Origin of the sequence: Hydrogenophaga sp. (assembly GCF_018780075.1) — a bacterium.
GTDB lineage: Bacteria > Pseudomonadota > Gammaproteobacteria > Burkholderiales > Burkholderiaceae_C > Hydrogenophaga.
On sequence record NZ_JADMKB010000137.1, the window covers coordinates 1 to 19,365 of the forward strand.

Consider the following 19,365-nt stretch of genomic DNA (forward strand, 5'->3'; position numbering starts at 1 on the left):
TCGTCGGCGTCCAGCTCCTTGTGCAGCACCAGGAAGCGGCTGATCTGGCTGCCGGCCAGCAGCTCGTCGCGGCTCAGGTCGGCGTTGACCTTCTCCACGCACTCGCGGATCAGCTCGTACACCTCGGGCTTCTGCGCCAGGTCGGTGTAGCCGGCGTAGGGCAGGTTGCGGCGCTCGGCCCAGTTGCCCACGGCCTCGAAGTCGATGTTCACCATCACGCAGACCTTCTCGCGCTGGTCGCCGTAGGCCACCACCTCCTTGATCTGCGAGAAGAACTTGAGCTTGTTTTCCACGTACTTGGGCGCGAACATGGCGCCGTCGTTGCTGCCGCCCTTGATGCGGCCCACGTCTTTCACGCGGTCGATGATCTTCAGGTGGCCCGAGGCGTCGATGAAGCCGGCGTCGCTGGTGTGGTACCAGCCGTCGGCGGTGAGCACCTCGGCCGTGGCCTCGGGGTTCTTGTAGTAACCCTTGAGCAGGCCGGGCGACTTCACCAGGATCTCGCCGGTCTCGCTGAGCTTGATTTCCACGCCCTCGCAGGGCACACCCACGGTGTCGGCACGCGCTTCGTGGTCGGGCTGCAGGCAGACGAACACGGCGGTTTCGGTCGAGCCGTAGAGCTGCTTGAGGTTGATGCCGATGGAGCGGTAGAAGCTGAACAGGTCGGGGCCGATGGCCTCGCCGGCGGTGTAGGCAACGCGCACGCGGGACAGGCCCAGGCTGTTGCGCAGCGGGCCGTACACAAAGAGGTTGCCCAGCGCGTACTTGAGGCCGTCCATGAAGCCCACCGACTTGCCGTCCATCTTGGACGGGCCGACGCGGCGGGCCACGTCCATGAAGGTGTGGAACATCTTGCGCTTGAGCGCGCCCGCGTCTTCCATGCGGATCATCACCGTGGTGAGCAGGCCTTCAAACACGCGCGGCGGCGCGAAGTAGTAGGTGGGACCGACTTCCTTCAGGTCGATGGTGACGGTCGCGCCCGACTCCGGGCAGTTCACCACGTAGCCGGCCACCAGCCACTGCGCGTACGAAAAGATGTTCTGGCCGATCCAGGCCGGCGGCAGGTAGGCCAGCACCTCGTCGGCGCTGGTCAGTTTGTCGAAACGCGCGCCCACGTCGGCGCGGTTGATCAGCGTGTGGTGCGTGTGCACCACGCCCTTGGGGTTGCCGGTGGTGCCCGAGGTGAAGAACATCGCGGCCACGTCGTCGGGCTGCGCCATGTCCACCTGCTGGCTGAAGAGCTGCGGGTGGATCTTGGAAAATGCCTGACCGGCGCCGATGAGTTCTTCCAGCGCGCCCAGGCCGGGCTGGTCGTAGTTGCGCAGGCCGCGCGGGTCGTCGTAGTAGATGTGCGTGAGCTGCGGGCAGCGGTCGCGGATCTCCAGCATCTTGTCGACCTGCTCCTGGTCTTCCACCACCGCGAAGCGCACCTCGGCGTTGTTGATGGGGAACACGCACTCGCCCCCCACCGCGTCCTGGTACAGCGGCACGGGGATCGCGCCCAGCGACTGCGCGGCCAGCATGGTGGCGTAGAGGCGGGGGCGGTTCGCGCCGATCACCACCATGTGCTCGCCGCGCTGCAGGCCGGCCTGGTGCAGGCCGCAGGCAATGGCCTCCACCAGCTGCGCCATGGCGGCCCAGGTCGTGGTCTGCCAGATGCCGTATTCCTTTTCGCGCATCGCGGCCGCGTCGGGACGCTGCTTCGCGTGAGCCAGCAAAAGCCGGGGGAAAGTCGTTTGCATTGCCGAAGTCTCCTGGGTCCGAGGGTCGTGGCAGACCGCTTCCGGGGTCTGTGGGGCACCCCACGTTCAAATCATTCTGGGCGCGATGTTAGGCAGATGTTTGACGTTATGTTGTCGGTACGACGACAATTGAGGGTTCATCCCTGCTAGGACTTTCCCTTAGCTTTTTGCCGCCCATGAGCTTCACCAACACCGCCCGCACCGGTGCCGCGCTGCGCGAGCGCGCCCGTGCGCCCGAGACCAGCGAACTGGCCCAGATTCCCTGGCTGCAGCGCCTGACCGAGAGCGAGCGGCAGCGCGCGGTGGACGCGCTGGTGGTGACGCAGGCGCAGGTCGGCGACTACATCTGCCGCATTGGCCGACCGGTCACCTACTGGTTCGGCCTGCTCGACGGTCTGCTCAAGATGAGCAACGACGACTCGCAGGGCCCGGTGATCACCTTCACCGGTGTGGCGCCGGGCGGCTGGTTCGGCGAGGGCACGGTGCTCAAACACGAGCAGTACCGCTACAACATCCAGGCCCTGCGCCGCAGCCACGTGGCCGGCCTGCCGGTCGAGACCTTTGACTGGCTGCTCGACCACTCGATCGGCTTCAACCGGTTTGTCATGCTCCAGCTCAACGAGCGGCTGGGCCAGTTCATCGCCGCGCGCGAGATCGACCGCATCAACAACCCCGACCTGCGCGTGGCGCGCAACCTTGCGGCGCTGTTCCACCCGCTGCTCTCGCCCAACGTGGGTGGCATCCTGCGCATCACCCAGCAGGAGCTGGCGTACCTCGTCGGCCTCTCGCGCCAGCGGGTCAACGAAGCGCTGTCCACGCTGGCTGAGAAGGGCTGGATACGCATCGAGTACGGCGGCCTGCGGGTGCTTGACCTCGCCGCGCTGCGGCAAGGGCAGTTATAGGTTCCCCCCTGCGCCGCTTCGCGGCTTCCCCCCAGGGGGACAACGCGAGTGGCCCGGCGGAGCCGGTTCCACCGCGTTCTGGGGTGAGGCACGCGCTCCGGTGGAGTTGTGGCCCGGCGGAGCTGGGTCCACTGCGTTTCCGGCGACGGGTGAGTGCTTCGGTGGGCGTCCGCGTGAACCTCAATTCCGCGCTGTGGTTCCCGCCGGCATGGCGCACGACATGCGGTTCGCGCGTGCCCGGATCGCGTCCATGTGGGCGCGCACCGCGTCCAGCGCCTGGGCGTGACCGCGGTCCTTCGGTGGCCGCGGGGAATCGGTGACCGGTTGCCCGCTGGCGATGCGCGCGACCTCGCCGCTCAGCTGGTCTTCGTGGTCGCGCATGTCGCGCCAGGCCGCGCCCAGGTCCGCGCAGCTGTGATCCGCGTACGTGCGCTCGGAAATCGGTGGCTCCTCATCCGGGTTGGACCGCGTGGCACACGCGCTCAACAGCAAGAGGCTCAAGGCAGCGCAGGTGGCGGGGAAACGTTTCATGAAAGACACCCTGATGGATCGGTACAAGGCATCAATTGTGCCCAGCGGGCTCATCTTGCTGCGGCGGTTTCCTCAGGCAGCACGCAAGAGGTGCTGTTGGCCTGATCCCTGATGGCCACCAGGTGACCGCGCACCTCAGCCAGCGCATGTGCGTGGCCTTGGTTGTTTGTGGTGCGAGCAAAACCGATGCCCGTGGTTGCCATCAGCACGCCGCCCAGCACGTTCATGCCCAGCTGACCGTTGGCGGTGCTGCTCATTTCATCGCTCAATCTGGTTTCATCGGCGCGCAAGTCGGTGAACGCTTCGCGCAGATCGGCACAGGCGTGTCCTTCGTATTTGCTCTGGGAAATCGGTTTGGCCTGAACCGATTCGGGCCTGGTGGCGCAGGCATTCAGCAACAGGAGGGACAAGACGGCGCCCGAGGCGGCAATGGATTTCAAGAAAATGCTCCCTGATGGTATAGGCCGAAAGGCCTCTATTGTGTCGTGGTTTTTTGAGTGGCCCCGTGAGGTTGGGTCGCGTCCTGTCGCCAATCTGGGATGATCCCCACCATGACCACCGACAAGCCCGCACGCACCCTCAAGCTCACCCCGGGCGCCGCCAAAAAGACCGCTCCCGACCCGTTTGCGCCGCGCCGCGCGCCGGTGCGCCCGCCCGGCCCGGCCCGCGCCAAGAGCGTTTCAGCCTCTGCCCCCAAGCCGCCGCGTGAGCCCTCGGCCGGTTTCGGCGCCAAGCGCGCAGGCCCCGAAGGCGAACGCAGCGAGCGCCCGCGCTACGGGGCCGACCGCCCGGGCAGCGACCGGCCCGCAGGCCCACGCCCCACCGGTGACCGCCCGCGCTCAGGCCCTGGGGCCGCTCCGCGCGGCGACGACCGCGGCTGGAGCGAACGCCCGGCCCCGCGCCGCGCCGACCCGCGCGACGTGCCCCACGGCGACCGCCCACCGCGCGCCCCTTCCGCCGCGCCGCGCCCGGTGCAACCGCACCGGCCCGACCTCGCCCGCGTCGGCAACGTGCGCGGCGAGATCCGCCTCAACAAACGCATGGCCGACCTCGGTCTGTGCTCGCGCCGCGAGGCCGACGAATGGATCGCGCGCGGCTGGGTGTTGGTCAACGGCGAACCCGCCGTCATGGGCATGCCCGTGGCGCCCGACGCCAATGTGGAGGTGCTGCCCCAGGCGCGCCACCAGCAAGCGGGGCAGGTCACCATCCTGCTGCACAAGCCCATGGGCTACGTGAGCGGCCAGCCCGAAGACGGCCACGAAGCCGCCGCCACGCTGATCGGCGCGCCCAGCCAGTGGCGCGGCGACGCCCGCCACCCGGCGGATGGCCGCCGCTTCGCCCCCGAACACACCCGCGGCCTCGCGCCCTGCGGCCGGCTCGACATCGACTCCGTCGGCCTGCTCGTGCTCACGCAGGACGGCCGCATCGCGCGCCAGCTCATCGGCGAAAACAGCGGCATCGAAAAGGAATACCTCGTGCGCGTGCACTACGCGCCCAACGGCCCGCACGGCGCGGGCGTGGTCACGCAAGACGTGCAGTCCGTTTTCCCCGCCGCCCAGCTGGCCCGGCTGCGCCACGGCCTGAGCCTGGACGACCAGCCCCTGCTGCCCGCGAAGGTGGACTGGATGAACCCCGAGCAACTGTGTTTCATCCTCAAGGAAGGCAAGAAGCGCCAGATCCGCCGCATGTGCGAACAGGTGGGCCTGCACGTGGTGGGCCTCAAGCGCATCCGCATCGGCAACGTGGTGCTGGGCAATCTGCCGGTGGGGCAATGGCGGTATTTGGGGGTGGGGGAGTCGTTCTGAGGTAGGTAGGGAAGCGCGTGAACGTAGGAAAACGCAGTGCCATCACGTTGCCGTTGGCGGTCCGTCTGCTGATCGCCGCGGCAGCAGCGGGTGTGCTGACATTTACCGTTATGCCATGACCTATGGCGGCATGGCGCCGAACCACGGCAAGCCTGTGATGGTGCTGGCGATGTTGGCGGTCCCACTGATTGTGGGTGCCAAGGCGGCTTGGACTGTTCAGGCGTCCGTAGCCTTCGCTTTTTAGGTCTAGTTTCTGGTGGTGTTCGGCTTGGTTGCTTATTAGTGTCGCGAACGCTGATCGCAGATGGCGGAGTGCTCGCTCGAAAAGCTTTGAATAGAGCTGTTCCACCACTGTGCAGATGTAGCCCCGGCCACAATGGTCCATGACCGCTCCCACCACACCCAACAACCCCAAGCGAGCCCTGTTGCGCCACCTGCGCCCGTCGGACCTGCGGGCCGCAGCGCAGCTGGCATCGCACGCGACCCAGGGCGTGATCAACATCACCGAGGGGGTGCACCAGTCGGTGCGGCGGCGGCTGGGCTTGTCCAGCGGGGCTTCGGATGAGCAGGCCAGCGGCCTGACGGGGCAGGTTTACCGGGGCGTTCGCGGCGTGGCGCACATCGTGGGCCATGGGCTGGACGGGGCGCTGGCCGCGCTGCTGCCGCTGGTGGACGACCCGGCCGATCACCCCGAAGCCTCGCCCGCGCGCGAGGCGGTGCTCGCGGCGCTGAACGGCGTGCTGGGCGACCGCTTGCAGAGCTTTGGCAACCCGCTGGCGCAGGCCATGGAGCTGCGCCAGGGCGGGCGGGCCCTGCCGCTGGCGCCAGCGCCACTGAAAATGCAGCTGGGCGAACTGGCCAGCCCGCACCTGATGTTGCTGGTGCACGGCCTGAGCATGAACGACACACAGTGGCACCGCAGCGGCCATGACCATGGCGAATTCCTTGCGCAGGCGCTGGGCTGCACGCCGGTCTACCTGCGCTACAACACCGGCTTGCACACGTCCACCAACGGGCGCGAGCTGGCGATGCAGCTGGAACGGCTGGTGGCCGCCTGGCCGTTGCCGCTGGAGCGCATCACCATCGTGGGCCACAGCATGGGCGGGCTGGTGGCCCGTTCGGCCGTGCAGGTGGGGCGCGAGGCGGGCCAGCGCTGGCCGGGGCTGCTGCGTGAGCTGGTGTTTCTGGGCACGCCGCACCACGGCGCGCCGCTGGAGCGCGCGGGCCACGGGGTGGACCTGCTGCTGGCGTCGTCGCCGCACACGGCGCCGTTCGCCCGGCTGGGCAAGATCCGCAGCGCGGGCATCACCGACCTGCGCCATGGGCACGTGCAGGACGTGGACTGGCAGGGTCGCGACCGTTTTGAATCGTCCGACGACCACCGCGTGCCGCTGCCGTTGCCCGAGGGTGTGGCCTGTTTCGCCGTGGCGGCGACCCTGGCCAGCCAGCGCGGGCTGCTTGCGGACCGGCTGACCGGCGATGGGCTGGTGCCCTTGCAGAGCGCGCTGGGGCAGCACGACGACCCGGCGCGCCGGCTGGTGTTTGCGAAGGACAGCCAGCACATCGCCTACCGCACCGGCCACCTGGATCTGCTCTCCAGCCCGGAGGTGGCGCAGCAACTGCTGCACTGGCTGGCGCCCGCGGCTTGAACGCTCGCCGGACGGTGGGCTGGCGGGCTTGGCGGGTGCCGGTTCGCCGCGTCAGAAGGTGACCACGACCTTGCCGAAGGCGCCTCGGGCCAGGTGGTCCAGCGCGGCGGGCAGGTCGCTGGCCGCATAGCTGGCGGCGATGGTGGGCGTGAGCCCGTTCACGTCGACGGCGCGCACCAGGTCCTCCAGGGCACGGCGATGACCCACGTTGATGCCTTGCAGCACGGTCTGGTGGCGGATGAGTGGGTAGGCCGATGTACCGATGCGGTCGCCGTCGAGCACGCCGATGACCGACAACCGCCCGCCCGCTGCCAGGGCTTGCACCGAGCGCTCCACGTTGGCGCCGCCCACCAGCTCCAGCACGTGGTCGGCGCCGTGGCCCTGGGTCAGCTCGCGCAGCTCGGCCACCCAGTCGGCATCGCGCGCCAGTGCGTGCGTGGCGCCCATCGCCAGCACCTGCGCGCGCTTGGCCGGGTCGCCCGAGACCACCACCGTGCGCGCGCCGTGCAGGCGCGCCAGTTGCAGGCCGAACAGCGCGACGCCGCCGGTGCCGTGGATCAGCACGGTGTGGCCGGCGCGCAGTGCGCCCTGTTCGATCAGCGCAAACCAGGCCGTCAGTGCCGCGCAGGGCAGGGTGCTGGCCTGCGCGGGGCTCAGCGTCGTCGGTGCGGCCGCGACCCAATGCGCGTCCAGCAGCACGTGGGAAGCCAGCATGCCCGGGCCAGGGCCGCCCAGGGGGAAGACCTCGGGCGTGGGCTTGCCGTCGATCCAGCCTGCGTAAAAGGTGCTGATCACCTCGTCGCCCGCTTGCCAACGCGTGACGCCGCCGCCCACGGCCAGCACACGCCCGGCCATGTCGGAGCCGGGTGTCCAGGGTGCCGTGAAGGGCGCGCCCATGCCGTTGTCGATCATCAGCAGATCGCGGAAGTTGAGCGAAGCGGCGGCCACCTGCACCAGGATCTGGCCCGGCCCGGGGGTGGGCATGGGGGCTTCGACGCAGCTCAGGTGCTGTCGGCCGTAGGCGCTGAGTTGCCAGCGTGAAAGGGTGTGGGGTGCATCGGTCATGGGTGTGATTGCAAGAGGGTTGGAACGAGCGACCGATGCTATTGGTTCCGTATGTGTTCGTGTGGTGGATAATTTTCACCATACTGGTTATCAGGAGTCGTCAATGAGCGAGCGATTTCGAGGCGTAGAAGAGTTCGTGGCGGCGGTGGAGGCCGGCAGTTTTGCCCAGGCGGCGCAGCGCCTGCACATCACGCGCTCGGCGGTGGCCAAGAGCGTTTCGGTGATGGAGTCGCGCCTGGGCGTGCGGCTGTTCCACCGCACCACCCGCAGCCAGAGCCTGACCGATGAAGGCGCCGCCTGCTACGAGCGCTGCCGCCGCGCGCTGCAGGAACTGGAGGCCGCGCGGCAGGACATCGACGCCGGCCGGCTGGTGCCCACCGGGCGGGTGCGCGTGTCCATGCCCGACGTGGTGGGGCGCCGCTGTGTGGTGCCGCTGTTGCTGGAGCTGGCACAGCAGCACCCCGAACTGGTGCTGGATGTGTCGCTCAACGACCGGCGCGTTGATCTGGTGGAAGACGGGGTGGACGTGGCGCTGCGCAGCGGCGCGCTGCCCGACAGCGCGGTGTTGTCGGCGCGGTCGGTCGGGCACCAGTGGATGGGCGTGTACGCCGCGCCGGCCTACCTGGCGGCCAGGGGCCGGCCCGCTGACCTGGCCGACCTGCGCACGCAATGCCCTGCGCACCGCTTCATCGTCTATGGCCGCGCAGGGGACGCCAAGCCGTGGCGTTTCGGTCAAGGCGAACGGTCAGAAGACACGCTGCCTATTCCCGCGCCGGCACTGGTGTTCGACAGCATCGAGGCCATGTGCGCTGCGGGCGTGGCCGGGCTGGGCCTGGTGCGGTTGCCGAAATGGCTGGTGGCGTCGGACGTGGCCTCCGGGCAATTGCTGCAGGTGTTCGACGAGCCGGTGCCGTTCGGCTTTCCCATGCACCTGCTGTGGCCGCACAGCCGGCGCCTGCCGTTGAAGACCCGGGTGGTGCTGGACCTGCTCGGGGAAAGGCTGCCCGGGTTGCTGGCGGCCTCTTGAAACCGCCTTGGCCACCATCATCTGTTTTGCGGCTCAGCTTTGCCGAAAACGCTGGAGCTGCATGCCAATGCCAGAATGCCGGTCCGCGCGATGCGCTATTCGAACCGGTGTTCGCCGGTCAGTCGTTCTCTAGCCAATTGAAATCATGAGCAAACAAACCCTGTCTTTCCAGGCCGAGGTGGCGCAGCTGCTGCACCTCGTCACCCATTCGCTGTATTCCAACCCCGAGATCTTCCTGCGCGAGCTGGTGTCCAACGCGTCGGACGCCTGCGACAAGCTGCGGTTTGAAGGCCTGAACAACGCCGCGCTGTTCGAAGACGCGCCGAACCTGGACGTGCGCGTGGGCTTCGACAAAGCCGCCAAGACCATCACCATCACCGACAACGGCATTGGCATGAGCCAGGCCGAAGCGGTGGAGCACCTGGGCACCATCGCCAAGAGCGGCACCAAGGACTTCATGAGCCACCTGAGCGGTGACCAGAAGAAGGATGCGCAGCTGATCGGCCAGTTCGGCGTGGGCTTCTATTCGGGCTTCATCGTGGCCGACAAGATCACGGTCGAGTCGCGCCGCGCCGGCCTGCCGGCGGCCGAGGGCGTGCGCTGGACCAGCGGCGGCACGGGCGAGTTCGAGGTGGAGACCATCGAGCGCGCCGCGCGCGGCACCACCATCACCCTGCACCTGCGCGACGACGCGGGCGAGTACCTGAGCCACTGGAAGCTCAAGTCGCTGATCACCAAGTACTCCGACCACATCAGCCTGCCGATCCTGATGCAGAAGGAAGAGTGGGACGCCGAAAAGAGCGAGTACGTGACCCAGGACGGGTGGGAAGCCGCCAACTCGGCCAACGCGCTGTGGGCGCGCAGCAAGAAAGACATCTCCGACGAGCAGTACGCCGATTTCTACAAGAACATCAGCTACGACCAGGAGGCCCCGCTGGCCTGGAGCCACAACCGCGTGGAAGGCAGCACCGAATACACCCAGCTGCTCTACATCCCGGCCAAGGCTCCGATGGACCTGTGGAACCGCGACCGCAAGGCCGGCATCAAGCTCTACGTGCGCCGCGTCTTCATCATGGACGAGGCCGAGGCGCTGATGCCCTCGTACCTGCGCTGGGTCAAGGGCGTGGTCGATTCGGCCGACCTGCCGCTCAACGTCAGCCGCGAGCTGCTGCAGGAAAGCCGCGACGTCAAGGCGATCCGCGAAGGCAACACCCGCCGCGTGCTGGCCATGCTGGAAGACCTGGCGAAGAAGGACGTGGCGCCGAAGGCCGAAGAGGGCGCGGACGGTGTCACCGATGTGGTGACACCCGAAGACAAGGCCGCGGCCGAGAAGGATGCCGGCAAGTACTCGGCCTTCTACGCCGAGTTCGGCGCGGTGCTGAAAGAGGGTCTGGGCGAAGACTTCGCCAATCGCGAGAAGATCGCCAAGCTGCTGCGCTTCGCCTCGACCGCCACCGACGTGGTGAGCGTGAGCCTGGCGGACTACAAGGCGCGCATGAAAGAAGGTCAGGCCGCGATCTACTACATCACCGCCGACAGCCTCGCCGCCGCCAAGAACAGCCCGCAGCTCGAGGTGTTCAAGAAGAAGGGCATCGAGGTGCTGCTGATGGCCGACCGCGTGGACGAGTGGGCCGTGTCGCACCTGCACGACTTCGACGGCACGCCGCTGCAGAGCGTGGCCAAGGGCGCGGTCGATCTGGGCACCTTGCAGGACGAAGAAGAAAAGAAGGCCGCCGAAGCCGCCGCCGAGAGCTTCAAGCCCATGCTCGACAGGCTCAAGGAGGCGCTCAAGGACAAGGCGCAGGACGTGCGCGTGACCACGCGCCTGGTGGATTCCGCGGCCTGTCTGGTGGTGGGCGAGGGCGACCTCTCCAACCAGTTGGCCCGCATGCTCAAGGCCGCCGGCCAGCAGGCGCCGGCCAGCAAGCCCATCCTGGAGGTGAACGCCGAGCACCCGCTGGTGAAGAAGCTGGAAGGCAGCGCCCACTTCGACGACCTGGCCCACATCCTGTTTGACCAGGCGCTGCTGGCCGAAGGTGGCCTGCCGGACAACCCCGCCGACTATGTCAAGCGGGTGAATGCTTTGCTGGTGTGAACGGTGCGGCGGCGCCTGAGCCGCCGTGACCCACCCCCGTGGCGGGGGTGCACAGAGAGCCCGACCGGTGGCACCCGGGCCGGGCTCTTTCGCCAAGAGGGGGTGGGTGCGGCGGATCGGCAGTCGATCCCGACGCCATCGGCCGCAGGTGACTACACTGGCGCTCGGGCTCATTGTTTACGGTCGATGCTTTGCTCGGCCTCTCCCTTTTTGATAGCAACCCCGCCGTGCAACTCCAGCGTCCATTTGACCCCGTCGTCACATTCCGCAACAGCCAGGGCGAAGTTGCACGCGGAACCCTGACGAGCCTGCAGCGGCGCTCGCTGGCGATGGAGGTCTACAACCCCTACTCCATCGTCCAGGTCAGCGAGGTGCTCACCGAGCTGAACATCCGCTCGGGTGACCGCAGCATCTACAAGGGCAAGGCGGTGGTGGTGAGCCTGCTCAACACCGGGCTGATGGCCGTGGTGTCGCTGGCCCTGATCGACGAGTGGTCCGACCTGAGCATGGCCCGGGGCGACTCGGGCAGCGTGGGCCAGCAGGCCCAGCGGTTCGTGGAGGACTGGTTCGGGCGGTTCAAGATCAAGCGGGGCTACCTGGTGGCGGTGAGCGAGATCCGCGCCTACCTCACGGAGGTGTCCCGGTGGACCGACCATGCCGACTTTTCCAGTGCCCTGCCCAGGGACGCTGACGGCCGCGTGTCGCCGGCGGTGTTCCAGGAGATCGCGTCGCCGGTGATGACGGCGGCGGCCCAGTACTTTGCCGCGCTGGAGGCCGAAACCCAGGACGTGCCCGAGGAAGACCTGGCCACCTACCGCAGTTTCGCCCAGGCCTCCCTGCACCCCCTGCTGCTGCGGGCGCCTTTTGTGTACCGCACGTTCGCCAAGCCGCTGGGCTATGCCGGCGACTACGAGATGGTGAACCAGATCCTGTCGGACCCCCAGCAGGGCGGCACGACCTATTTCCAGATGATCAATGCGCTGTTCCTGCAGTCCGCCGTGGCCCAGGCGCACCGCAACCGCATTGACATCCTGGTGGACCACCTGAAGCAGGTCTGCGCCCGGGCGCGGACCCTGGGCCGGCCGGTGCGCATCCTGAACATCGGTTGCGGGCCGGCGGTGGAGGTGGAGCGCTTCCTGCTGGGCGGCGGCGACCCGGACAGCGTGCACTTCACGCTGCTGGATTTCAGCGAAGTGACCCTGGAGCACACCCGCGCGAAGATGCTGGAGGTGGGGCGGCAGCTGGGCAAGCCGGTCCAGTTCCAGCTGGTCAACGACTCGGTGCACAACCTGCTCAAGCGGGCCACCCGGGCCGACGCCACGGAGGCGAGCGAGGCCTACGACTTTGCCTACTGCGCCGGCCTGTTCGATTACCTGTCGGACAAGGTCTGCAGCCGCCTGCTGGAGTACCTGCACGCCAGAACCCTGCCGGGCGGCCAGGTGCTGGTGACCAACGTGCACTCCAGCAACTCCCAGCGCGGGGTGATGGAGCATGTGCTGGAGTGGTACCTGATCTACCGCGATGAGGCCCGCCTTCAGGGCGTGCTTCCGAGCCGGCGGAGCGACGAGAAGATCTTCACCGACGCCACCGGCGTGAACGTGTTCGCGTCCTTCCTTGTCCCAGCGCTTGAGCGCGTCACGGCCTGATGACCGACGCCTCCGTTCAGTCACTGGGTGCGGCGGTGCAGGACGTGCGGCTGGCGTTCAGCAAGACCGGCTGCGTCACCTCGGCCGTGCTGGTGCTGGCGGGCATCGGGCTGGACATGGCGATCTATCCCGAGCAGGCGCCCGTGTTCCTGCTGGTGCGTGCGCTGGTGGCGGTGGCGACCCTGCTGATCCTCTGGGTCATCCAGGGCGAGTTCGGGCGGCGCCACGTGCGGATGCTGACCCTGCTGTGGCTGGTCCTGCCGCAGGTCATGATCGCCTGGATGATCGCCCAGACCGAAGGCGCGGCGTCCATCTATTTCGTGGGCCTGCACCTGGCGCTGTACGCCGTGGGCATGATCGTGCCCATCAGCTACCTCGAAGGGCTGGCGTTCGGGGTGTTCACCTGCCTCATCTATGCCGTGGCCTGCTTCTGGCACGCGGGCGGCATCGTCACCACGGGCCAGTTCGTCGCGCACCTGCTGTTCACGGCCTTCTCGGCCATCATCTGTGTGGGTTGCACCTACTTTGCCGAGTTGAGCCGCCTTCGCCTGTTTGCCCTTCGGGAGCAGGTGGCGGAGCAGAACGAGCGGCTGAAGGAAACCAACCGCACCCTGGCCGAAGTCAAGGGCCAGTTGCTGCAGCGCGAAAAGATGGCCGCCATCGGCACGCTCTCCGCCGGCCTGCTGCACGAGCTGAACAACCCGGTCAACTACAGCCTGATGGCGATCAACATGGGGCTGATGGTGCCCGCGGCCAAGACCGACCCCATGCTCAAGGAGAGCCTGGACGACGCGCTCGAAGGCATGACCCGGGTGCAGAACATCGTCTCCGACCTCAAGACCTTCGCCTACCAGAAGCCCGGGGAAGACAGCCAGCGCCCGTTCCTGCTGGAGAACGCGGTGCGCTCGGCCCTGCGGCTCGCGGGCTACGAGCTCAAGGGCATCGAGGTCACGGTGGACCTGCCGCAGGACACCCATGTGCTGGGCGACGAGCCGGCCATCATCGGGGTGCTGATCAACCTGCTGAGCAATGCGGCGCATGCGTTGCAGGCGGTGCAGCGCCTGGGGGCGAAGATCGCGGTGCGCGTCCAGCAGCAGGGCGAGCGGCTGGAGACTTCGGTGCGCGACAACGGGCCGGGCATCGATCCGGCCCACATCGGGCGGGTGTTCGAACCGTTTTTCACCACCCGCGATGTCGGCGCCGGACTGGGCCTGGGGCTGAGCGTGAGCTACGGCATCGTGCAGCGCCACGGCGGGACCCTGGCCGTGGACAGCGTGTGGGGTGAATGGACCGAGTTCACCTTTGATCTGCCGAGACCGTCCACATGACCTCCGACACCCCCGGTCTGAAGCCCTCCTCGCTGGACGCCCACGCCATCCTGCTGGTCGATGACGAGCCCATGGCCCTCAAGTGGTTCGCGCGACAGTACGGCGACGAGTTCGTCGTGCTCACGGCCGGCGGGGTCGCGCAGGCGCTGGACCTGTTGGCGCAACGCGGGCACGAGGTGGCGGTGCTGCTGACCGACTACAGCATGCCGGGCCAGGACGGCGTGGCGCTGCTGAGCACCGCACGGCGCGAACACCCCCACGTGTCGCGCCTCCTGGTGTCGGCCTGCGCCGACAAGGACGTGGCCATGGCCGCGGTCAACCAGGGGCATGTGGAGGCCATCCTCGAAAAGCCGCTGGACGAAACGATCACGCGCCAGGCCTTGCGCAGCGCGCTGGCCAACAGCCGCGAGCGGGCGCGCGACAAGGCGCTGATCGAGCGCCGCGAGGCCACCTTGCGCGAAACCCTGGGGTTTCTGGCCCACGAGGTGACGACACCGCTGGCGACCGTGAGCGGGTACCTCACCGCGATGCGCGACCGGCACCTGGATGCACTGGGTTGCAGGCCCGAGGTGGCCTGCATCGGCCAGCGCCGGCCGGGTGAAGTCAAGGCCATGCTGGAGGCCGCGCTGCGCCGGTCGGACTACGCCCAGTCGCTGGTGTCCTCGTTTGTGCAAACCGCCCGTGACGCCTACCATGCCGACAGTTCGGCCAGCTTGCGGGCCAGCGACCTGGTGCAGGCGGTGCTGGACGAATACCCCTTCGAGGAGGGTGAGGCCGTGTGGCTCGGCTGCGATCTGGCGCGCGATTTCACGCTGCCGGGGCGGCGTGATCTGTTGTATCTCGTGATCTGCACGCTGGTGAAGAATGCGCTGATGGCCCTGCGGGCTGCGCCGCCCGGGCAGCCCCGCGTTCACCTGCTGCTCGAACAGGGGTCGCCCGCCCCGGGCCTGCCCCTGCAATCGGTGATCCGGGTGATCGACAACGGCCCCGGGATCGCCCCCGAGGTGTTGCGGCGCCTGACCCACGAACCGGTGACCACCCGCGCGGCCAGCGGCGGCAGCGGCATGGGCCTGGTGTTTTGCCAGCGGGTGATGACCTCGATGGGCGGCACGATCGAGGTCCGGTCGGGCCCGGATGGCGGCACCGTGGTCAGTCTGTACTTTCCCCCTATCCAAGAACATCCGGACGAGGAGCCGACATGACACCCACCAAAATCCTGTACGTTGACGATGAACCGATTGCGTTGAAGTATTTCGAGCGCCTGGTGGGACCGCTGGCGCCCGTGCTCACGGCGAATTCGGTCGAAGAAGGCCGCGCGGTGCTCGGCGCGCACCACGCCGACATCGCGGTGCTGGTGTGCGACCAGCGCATGCCGGGCGAGCGCGGCAACGAGCTGTTGCGCCATGCGCGCCAGCATTACCCGAACATCGTGCGCATGCTGACCACCGCCTACTCCGAGCTGGGCGAGGCCATCGACGCCATCAACACCGGCGAGATTTACCGCTACATCGCCAAGCCCTGGGAGCTGGAGAGCCTGCGCACCGACCTCAAGAACGCCATGGAACTGGCCGAGCTGCGCAGCGAGCGCGACGGGCTCGTGCGCGACAAGCTGCTCGCGCAGCAGTCCCGCCTGCTGGGCAGCCGGCTGGGCTCGCTGCTGACGATCGGCGCCGCCGTGCACGAGGCGGCCCATGAGGCCGCCGTGGCCGGTTTTGCCCGCGCGGCCCTGGTGGTGGGCGGGGTCGAACCCGCGGTGGACTGGAACCGCTGGGACCATGCCGACCTGCTGCAGGCCGAGGCGCGGCGCGGCGCGGGCATCGCCGCCCATCTGCGCCACTGGATGCAGCAGTGGGGCGCCCTCGCGGACGACGCCCAGGCGCTCTCGGTGCTGGCGCAGGCGCTGGGCGGTGAGGTTCGGGACGGGGCCGTGCACCTGCCGGACGCCGCGGGCCTGACCGCGTTGCTGGCCGCGCCCGCCGGCGAAACGGCGCCGGCGCCGGCCTGCGCCTGGCTGGCCTGGCTGCTCTGGTGCGGGAGCGCGGCCGAGGTGGCGGCGGAGCCGGGCGGCTGGCGTGTGAGCCTCACCGGGCCCGTGGCCCTGGCGCCGGACTGGCTCGCCGACGCGATGGAGCGGCTCGGGCGCACCGCCTGACATCGACCGGCGTTTGCCCTGCGTCAAGGGCCCGTCTGTGGTGGGGTCGGTACACTTGGGCCTTCTCGCGCCACGCCGCGCACGCCGCATTCACCGGGCCTGCACCCGGCGCCCCGCTGACCGGCGGGAGCCTCCCCGGGTCGCCCCGCCCCCTCGACAACCGATCTCATGAAGCACGCCAAGACCCTGTTCAAGTGGCTGATGTACGCAGCCGTCCTGGTCTCCTTCGCCTATTTCCTGCTGGCGTTCAAGAAGCACGTTGAACAGCTGCCGCCGATTGCCTTGAATGCCAGAACCGTGGCGGTGGCGATCCTGAGCATGTGCAGCGTGGTGCTCACCCACTTCTTCGGCACCCACGTCTGGCGGCTGCTGATGTCCGACCAGGGGCACCGCGTGCCCACGCGGCTCGCGGTCCAGGTGTTTTTCATCTCCCAGCTGGGCAAGTACCTGCCGGGCAACGTCGGGCAGTTTCTGGGGCGCGGCGTGCTGGCCAAATCCACCGGCATCCCGGTCGGCGTGGCGGTGGGCACGGCGGTGTTCGAGGGCATCTGGAACCTGATCATCAGCCTGTCGCTGGCCTTGTTGTCCACCTGGGTGCTCTGGGACCTGAACACGGTGCAGGCGGTCAGCCCCGGTTTCGCCGCGCAGGCGGCCTGGCTGCTGCCGCTGGCGCTGGTGCTGCCCTGGCTGGGCATCAAGGTGGTCAACACCGTGTTGCCCAAGCTCAGCATGAAGATCGGCGGCGGGCAGCTGCTGCGCCTGCCGCGCCTGCGGACCTCTTTACTTGTGTCCCTGTTGATCCTGGTCAACTTCATGATCCTGGGGTACGTGCTGAAATTGCAGGCTGAAGTTTTCTTCGCGCGTCCTGATGTCGATTGGTTCAGCATCACCCTGCTGTTCAGCAGCGCTTGGGTGGTCGGTTATGTGGTGCCGGGTGCACCCGGTGGCCTGGGGGTCCGTGAGGCCATGATGGTGGTGTTGCTGTCTCCGCTCACCGGCGGAGCGGTGGCGACCGGGCTGGCCGTCAGCATGCGTCTCACCACGCTGCTGGGCGATGGGCTCACCGTGCTGGTGGGCGTTCTGGGTCGTCACCTGCAGTCCCGCAAGTCGTAGGAGCTGCTGGGCTGATCCTGCCGCTGGCCAACGGTTTCAGGACTTTTTTGTGAAGGGGTCGACGTTCGACCCCGTGTTCAAAGGAGTCCCTGGTGGAACTGAAAGATCTGGCCAACCGGTTTGTGTTTGACGACCCGCGCTACGCGCAACTCGCTGAGCAGGGCGAGGCCCAGTACAAGCTGGGCACACCCTTCAACCACATGGCGTTCGACAACTTCCTGCCGCCGGACATCGCCGAAGCGATGTGGCAGGAGTTTCCCAAGGCGCAAGAGATCGAGTGGCACAACTACAACCGGCCTGCCGAGCGCAAGCTGGTGTGCGTGGACGAAACCAAGTTCGGGCCGGTCACGCGGCAGATGCTCTACCAGTTCAACTCGGCGCCCTTTGTTCGCTTCCTGGAGAAGGTCACCTGCATCGACAACATGATCGCCGACCCGAGCATGCGCGGCGGCGGCTTGCACCAGACGCCGCGCGGGGGCCTCCTGAAGTTGCACGCCGACTTCAACAAGCACGACGCCAACTTCCTGGACCGCCGCATCAACGTCATCTTCTACATGAACAAGGACTGGAAGGAAGAGTACGGCGGCAGCCTGGAGCTGTGGGACCGCGAGGTCACCTACTGCGGCGCCAAGATCCTGCCGGTCTTCAACCGCCTGGCCATCTTCTCGCCGACCAGCAACACCTTCCACGGCCACCCCGATCCGCTCACCTGCCCCGAGGGCGATTCACGCAAGTCGCTGGCCTTGTTCTATTACACGAACGGTCGCCCCGAGGCCGAGGTGAACGGGGCGCACACCACGATCTTCGCCGAGCGCCCCAACGAAAAGATCGGGGGGCTGCGCTGGAAGATTTCACAGGACTACACACCGCCCATCCTGTTCCGGGCGATGCGCCGTTTCCGCGAGCGCCACCTGGCCAACACGATCCAGAAACGCGGGTAGCAGGACCCCTCCGCGCCGCTTCGCGTCACCCCCCAGGGGGCGGCACTGGCCGTCCGGCGAAGCCGGACCGGCGGTGCCCTGAAACAAAGAGGCCCTTCCCGGTTGCCCGGGAAGGGCCTCTTTTGTGGTGTCTGCGGGATCAGGCGAGCGTGATCGTCACGTCGATGTTGCCGCGCGTGGCGTTGGAGTAGGGGCAGACCTGGTGGGCGGCGTCCAGCAGCGCCTGGGCCTGGGCGCGGTCCATGCCGGGCAGGTGCACCGTCAGGCGCGCGGCGATGCCGTAGGCCTGGCCCACCGGGCCGAGGTCCACCTCGGCGTCCACCGCCACGTCGGCGGGCACGGCCAGCTTCATCTTGCCGCCCACGGCCTTGATGGCGCCGATGAAACAGGCGGAATAACCGGCGGCGAACAGCTGCTCGGGGTTGGTGCCGTTGCCGGGGCCGCCGGGCGGGGTGTGCGTCACGGCCAGGCGGCCGTCGTCGGACTTGGACGCGCCGTCGCGGCCCCCGGTGGTGTGGGTGCGGGCGGTGTAGAGGACTTTGTCGAGGGATGCCATGGTGGTTCCTTTGAGGTTGGTTGCTTCGGTGAAGCGGGGTAAAAAAGGGGTTTCAGGCGGTGAGCCGGTCGCGCAGCAACTGCACCTGGCGGGTGAGCGCCGTGATCTCGGCGAGATCGCATTGCGAGGCTTCCAGCACGCAGCCCGGGATGCGGCGCGCGCGGGCCTTGAGCTGGCGGCCATCGGTGGTGAGGCGGATCAGCACGCGGCGTTCGTCGGCCGCATCGCGCAGCCGCGACACCAGGCCGGCGGCCTCCATGCGCTTGAGCAAGGGAGTGAGGGTGCCGGAGTCGAGGCTCAGGCGAGCGCCCAGCTCGGACACGGTCACGCCATCCTGTTCCCACAGCACCAGGAGCGCCAGGTACTGCGGGTAGGTCAGACCCAGGTCTTCGAGCAGCGGTTTGTAGAGCTTGGTCATGGCCAGTGAGGCCGAATACAGCGCGAAACAGAGCTGGTTGTCTAGGCGCAGGGCCTGGTCCGACAAGGTGTTCCGAGGGGTGTTTTGCGTGACCATGGGGTGAACTGTAGCGTTCAATTAAATTGCGCGCAATTTAATTGACAAAAACCTTTAAAAAGACAGGGTCAATGTCGATCGCGATGTCTTGTCCAGAACGCGGTGGAACCGGCTTCGCCGGGCCACTCGCGTTGCCCCCTTGAGGGGGTGACGGGCGCAGCCCGGCGCGGGGGTGGGCTGTCTCAAGCCACCAGCGGCGGGTTCTGCATTTCCTCGATCTGCTCCACCAGCATGTCCACCTGGCCCTGCCAGTAGTCGCGGCTGCCGAACCAGGGGAAGTTGATCGGGAAGGCCGGGTC

The 19,365-nt window shown here is 67.8% G+C and carries 16 protein-coding genes and 2 pseudogenes; 11 read left to right on the plus strand and 7 right to left on the minus strand.

Annotation, left to right across the window (positions count from 1 at the left end; translation table 11 throughout):
- The coding region (locus IV088_RS21705) for a long-chain fatty acid--CoA ligase (RefSeq protein WP_291106094.1) at positions 1-1,742 on the minus strand (1,742 nt) is incomplete at its 3' end.
- A 176-nt stretch (positions 1,743-1,918) separates the two neighbouring features.
- Between IV088_RS21705 and IV088_RS21710 the strand changes: the two genes are divergently transcribed.
- Positions 1,919-2,644 carry a Crp/Fnr family transcriptional regulator gene (locus IV088_RS21710; RefSeq protein WP_291106096.1) on the plus strand — a complete coding sequence of 242 codons (726 nt, stop codon included), beginning with the start codon at positions 1,919-1,921 and terminating at the stop codon, positions 2,642-2,644.
- A gap of 180 nt (positions 2,645-2,824) precedes the next feature.
- Here the strand turns inward: IV088_RS21710 and IV088_RS21715 are convergent, their stop codons facing one another.
- A complete protein-coding gene (locus IV088_RS21715; protein ID WP_291106098.1) occupies positions 2,825-3,175 on the minus strand; it encodes a hypothetical protein in 351 nt (116 codons plus the stop codon).
- Positions 3,176-3,225: 50 nt separating this feature from the next.
- Positions 3,226-3,615 carry a hypothetical protein gene (locus IV088_RS21720; RefSeq protein WP_291106100.1) on the minus strand — a complete coding sequence of 130 codons (390 nt, stop codon included), beginning with the start codon at positions 3,613-3,615 and terminating at the stop codon, positions 3,226-3,228.
- A 576-nt stretch (positions 3,616-4,191) separates the two neighbouring features.
- Between IV088_RS21720 and IV088_RS21725 the strand changes: the two are divergent.
- Together IV088_RS21725 and IV088_RS21730 are read left to right on the plus strand one after the other, a co-directional pair.
- Positions 4,192-4,980 (plus strand): annotated as a pseudogene (locus IV088_RS21725) (pseudouridine synthase); the annotation flags it as partial.
- 383 nt (positions 4,981-5,363) lie between these two features.
- Positions 5,364-6,629: an alpha/beta hydrolase gene (locus tag IV088_RS21730; protein ID WP_291106103.1), complete on the plus strand. Its 1,266-nt coding sequence runs from the start codon at positions 5,364-5,366 to the stop codon at positions 6,627-6,629.
- A 51-nt stretch (positions 6,630-6,680) separates the two neighbouring features.
- Here IV088_RS21730 and IV088_RS21735 read toward each other — a convergent pair whose 3' ends face one another.
- Positions 6,681-7,694: an NAD(P)-dependent alcohol dehydrogenase gene (locus tag IV088_RS21735; protein ID WP_291106104.1), complete on the minus strand. Its 1,014-nt coding sequence runs from the start codon at positions 7,692-7,694 to the stop codon at positions 6,681-6,683.
- 103 nt (positions 7,695-7,797) lie between these two features.
- Between IV088_RS21735 and IV088_RS21740 the strand changes: the two genes are divergently transcribed.
- The 8 genes from IV088_RS21740 (at position 7,798) to IV088_RS21775 (ending at position 17,996) form a co-directional block, all read left to right on the plus strand.
- Positions 7,798-8,721, plus strand: coding sequence for a LysR family transcriptional regulator (locus IV088_RS21740; RefSeq protein ID WP_291106106.1), 924 nt, complete (start codon positions 7,798-7,800; stop codon positions 8,719-8,721).
- Positions 8,722-8,866: 145 nt separating this feature from the next.
- Positions 8,867-10,816: a molecular chaperone HtpG gene (gene htpG / locus IV088_RS21745; RefSeq protein WP_291106107.1), complete on the plus strand. Its 1,950-nt coding sequence runs from the start codon at positions 8,867-8,869 to the stop codon at positions 10,814-10,816.
- Positions 10,817-11,043: 227 nt separating this feature from the next.
- A complete protein-coding gene (locus tag IV088_RS21750; RefSeq protein WP_291106108.1) occupies positions 11,044-12,462 on the plus strand; it encodes a class I SAM-dependent methyltransferase in 1,419 nt (472 codons plus the stop codon).
- The gene (locus IV088_RS21755; RefSeq protein ID WP_291106110.1) at positions 12,462-13,790 is read left to right on the plus strand and encodes an ATP-binding protein; all 1,329 of its coding nucleotides are present in this window, start codon (positions 12,462-12,464) and stop codon (positions 13,788-13,790) included. Before IV088_RS21750 ends, IV088_RS21755 begins: the two co-directional genes overlap by 1 nt.
- Entirely contained in the window at positions 13,787-14,992 is a 1,206-nt protein-coding gene (locus IV088_RS21760; RefSeq protein WP_291106112.1) for a hybrid sensor histidine kinase/response regulator, read from the plus strand. Before IV088_RS21755 ends, IV088_RS21760 begins: the two co-directional genes overlap by 4 nt.
- The gene (locus IV088_RS21765; protein WP_291106114.1) at positions 14,989-15,942 is read left to right on the plus strand and encodes a response regulator; all 954 of its coding nucleotides are present in this window, start codon (positions 14,989-14,991) and stop codon (positions 15,940-15,942) included. Before IV088_RS21760 ends, IV088_RS21765 begins: the two co-directional genes overlap by 4 nt.
- A gap of 168 nt (positions 15,943-16,110) precedes the next feature.
- A complete protein-coding gene (locus IV088_RS21770; protein WP_291106117.1) occupies positions 16,111-17,055 on the plus strand; it encodes a lysylphosphatidylglycerol synthase domain-containing protein in 945 nt (314 codons plus the stop codon).
- A gap of 92 nt (positions 17,056-17,147) precedes the next feature.
- Complete coding sequence (locus tag IV088_RS21775) at positions 17,148-17,996, plus strand: 2OG-Fe(II) oxygenase (protein WP_291106119.1); 849 nt, start codon at positions 17,148-17,150, stop codon at positions 17,994-17,996.
- Positions 17,997-18,135: 139 nt separating this feature from the next.
- Here the strand turns inward: IV088_RS21775 and IV088_RS21780 are convergent, their stop codons facing one another.
- The 3 genes and pseudogenes from IV088_RS21780 to IV088_RS21790 form a co-directional block, all read right to left on the minus strand.
- The gene (locus IV088_RS21780) at positions 18,136-18,552 is read right to left on the minus strand and encodes an organic hydroperoxide resistance protein (protein ID WP_291106122.1); all 417 of its coding nucleotides are present in this window, start codon (positions 18,550-18,552) and stop codon (positions 18,136-18,138) included.
- 52 nt (positions 18,553-18,604) lie between these two features.
- Positions 18,605-19,066 carry a MarR family transcriptional regulator gene (locus IV088_RS21785; RefSeq protein ID WP_291106124.1) on the minus strand — a complete coding sequence of 154 codons (462 nt, stop codon included), beginning with the start codon at positions 19,064-19,066 and terminating at the stop codon, positions 18,605-18,607.
- Positions 19,067-19,248: 182 nt separating this feature from the next.
- Positions 19,249-19,365: pseudogene (locus tag IV088_RS21790) on the minus strand (serine/threonine protein kinase); the annotation flags it as partial.

Coding starts and splice junctions, on each gene's coding strand:
- IV088_RS21715 (WP_291106098.1), bottom strand. CDS start 3,175: ATGAAACGTTTCCCCGCCACCTGCGCTGCCTTGAGCCTCTTGCTGTTG.
- IV088_RS21785 (WP_291106124.1), bottom strand. CDS start 19,066: ATGGTCACGCAAAACACCCCTCGGAACACCTTGTCGGACCAGGCCCTG.
- IV088_RS21735 (WP_291106104.1), bottom strand. CDS start 7,694: ATGACCGATGCACCCCACACCCTTTCACGCTGGCAACTCAGCGCCTAC.
- IV088_RS21770 (WP_291106117.1), top strand. CDS start 16,111: ATGAAGCACGCCAAGACCCTGTTCAAGTGGCTGATGTACGCAGCCGTC.
- IV088_RS21730 (WP_291106103.1), top strand. CDS start 5,364: ATGACCGCTCCCACCACACCCAACAACCCCAAGCGAGCCCTGTTGCGC.
- IV088_RS21760 (WP_291106112.1), top strand. CDS start 13,787: ATGACCTCCGACACCCCCGGTCTGAAGCCCTCCTCGCTGGACGCCCAC.
- IV088_RS21765 (WP_291106114.1), top strand. CDS start 14,989: ATGACACCCACCAAAATCCTGTACGTTGACGATGAACCGATTGCGTTG.
- IV088_RS21780 (WP_291106122.1), bottom strand. CDS start 18,552: ATGGCATCCCTCGACAAAGTCCTCTACACCGCCCGCACCCACACCACC.
- IV088_RS21740 (WP_291106106.1), top strand. CDS start 7,798: ATGAGCGAGCGATTTCGAGGCGTAGAAGAGTTCGTGGCGGCGGTGGAG.
- IV088_RS21755 (WP_291106110.1), top strand. CDS start 12,462: ATGACCGACGCCTCCGTTCAGTCACTGGGTGCGGCGGTGCAGGACGTG.
- htpG (WP_291106107.1), top strand. CDS start 8,867: ATGAGCAAACAAACCCTGTCTTTCCAGGCCGAGGTGGCGCAGCTGCTG.
- IV088_RS21710 (WP_291106096.1), top strand. CDS start 1,919: ATGAGCTTCACCAACACCGCCCGCACCGGTGCCGCGCTGCGCGAGCGC.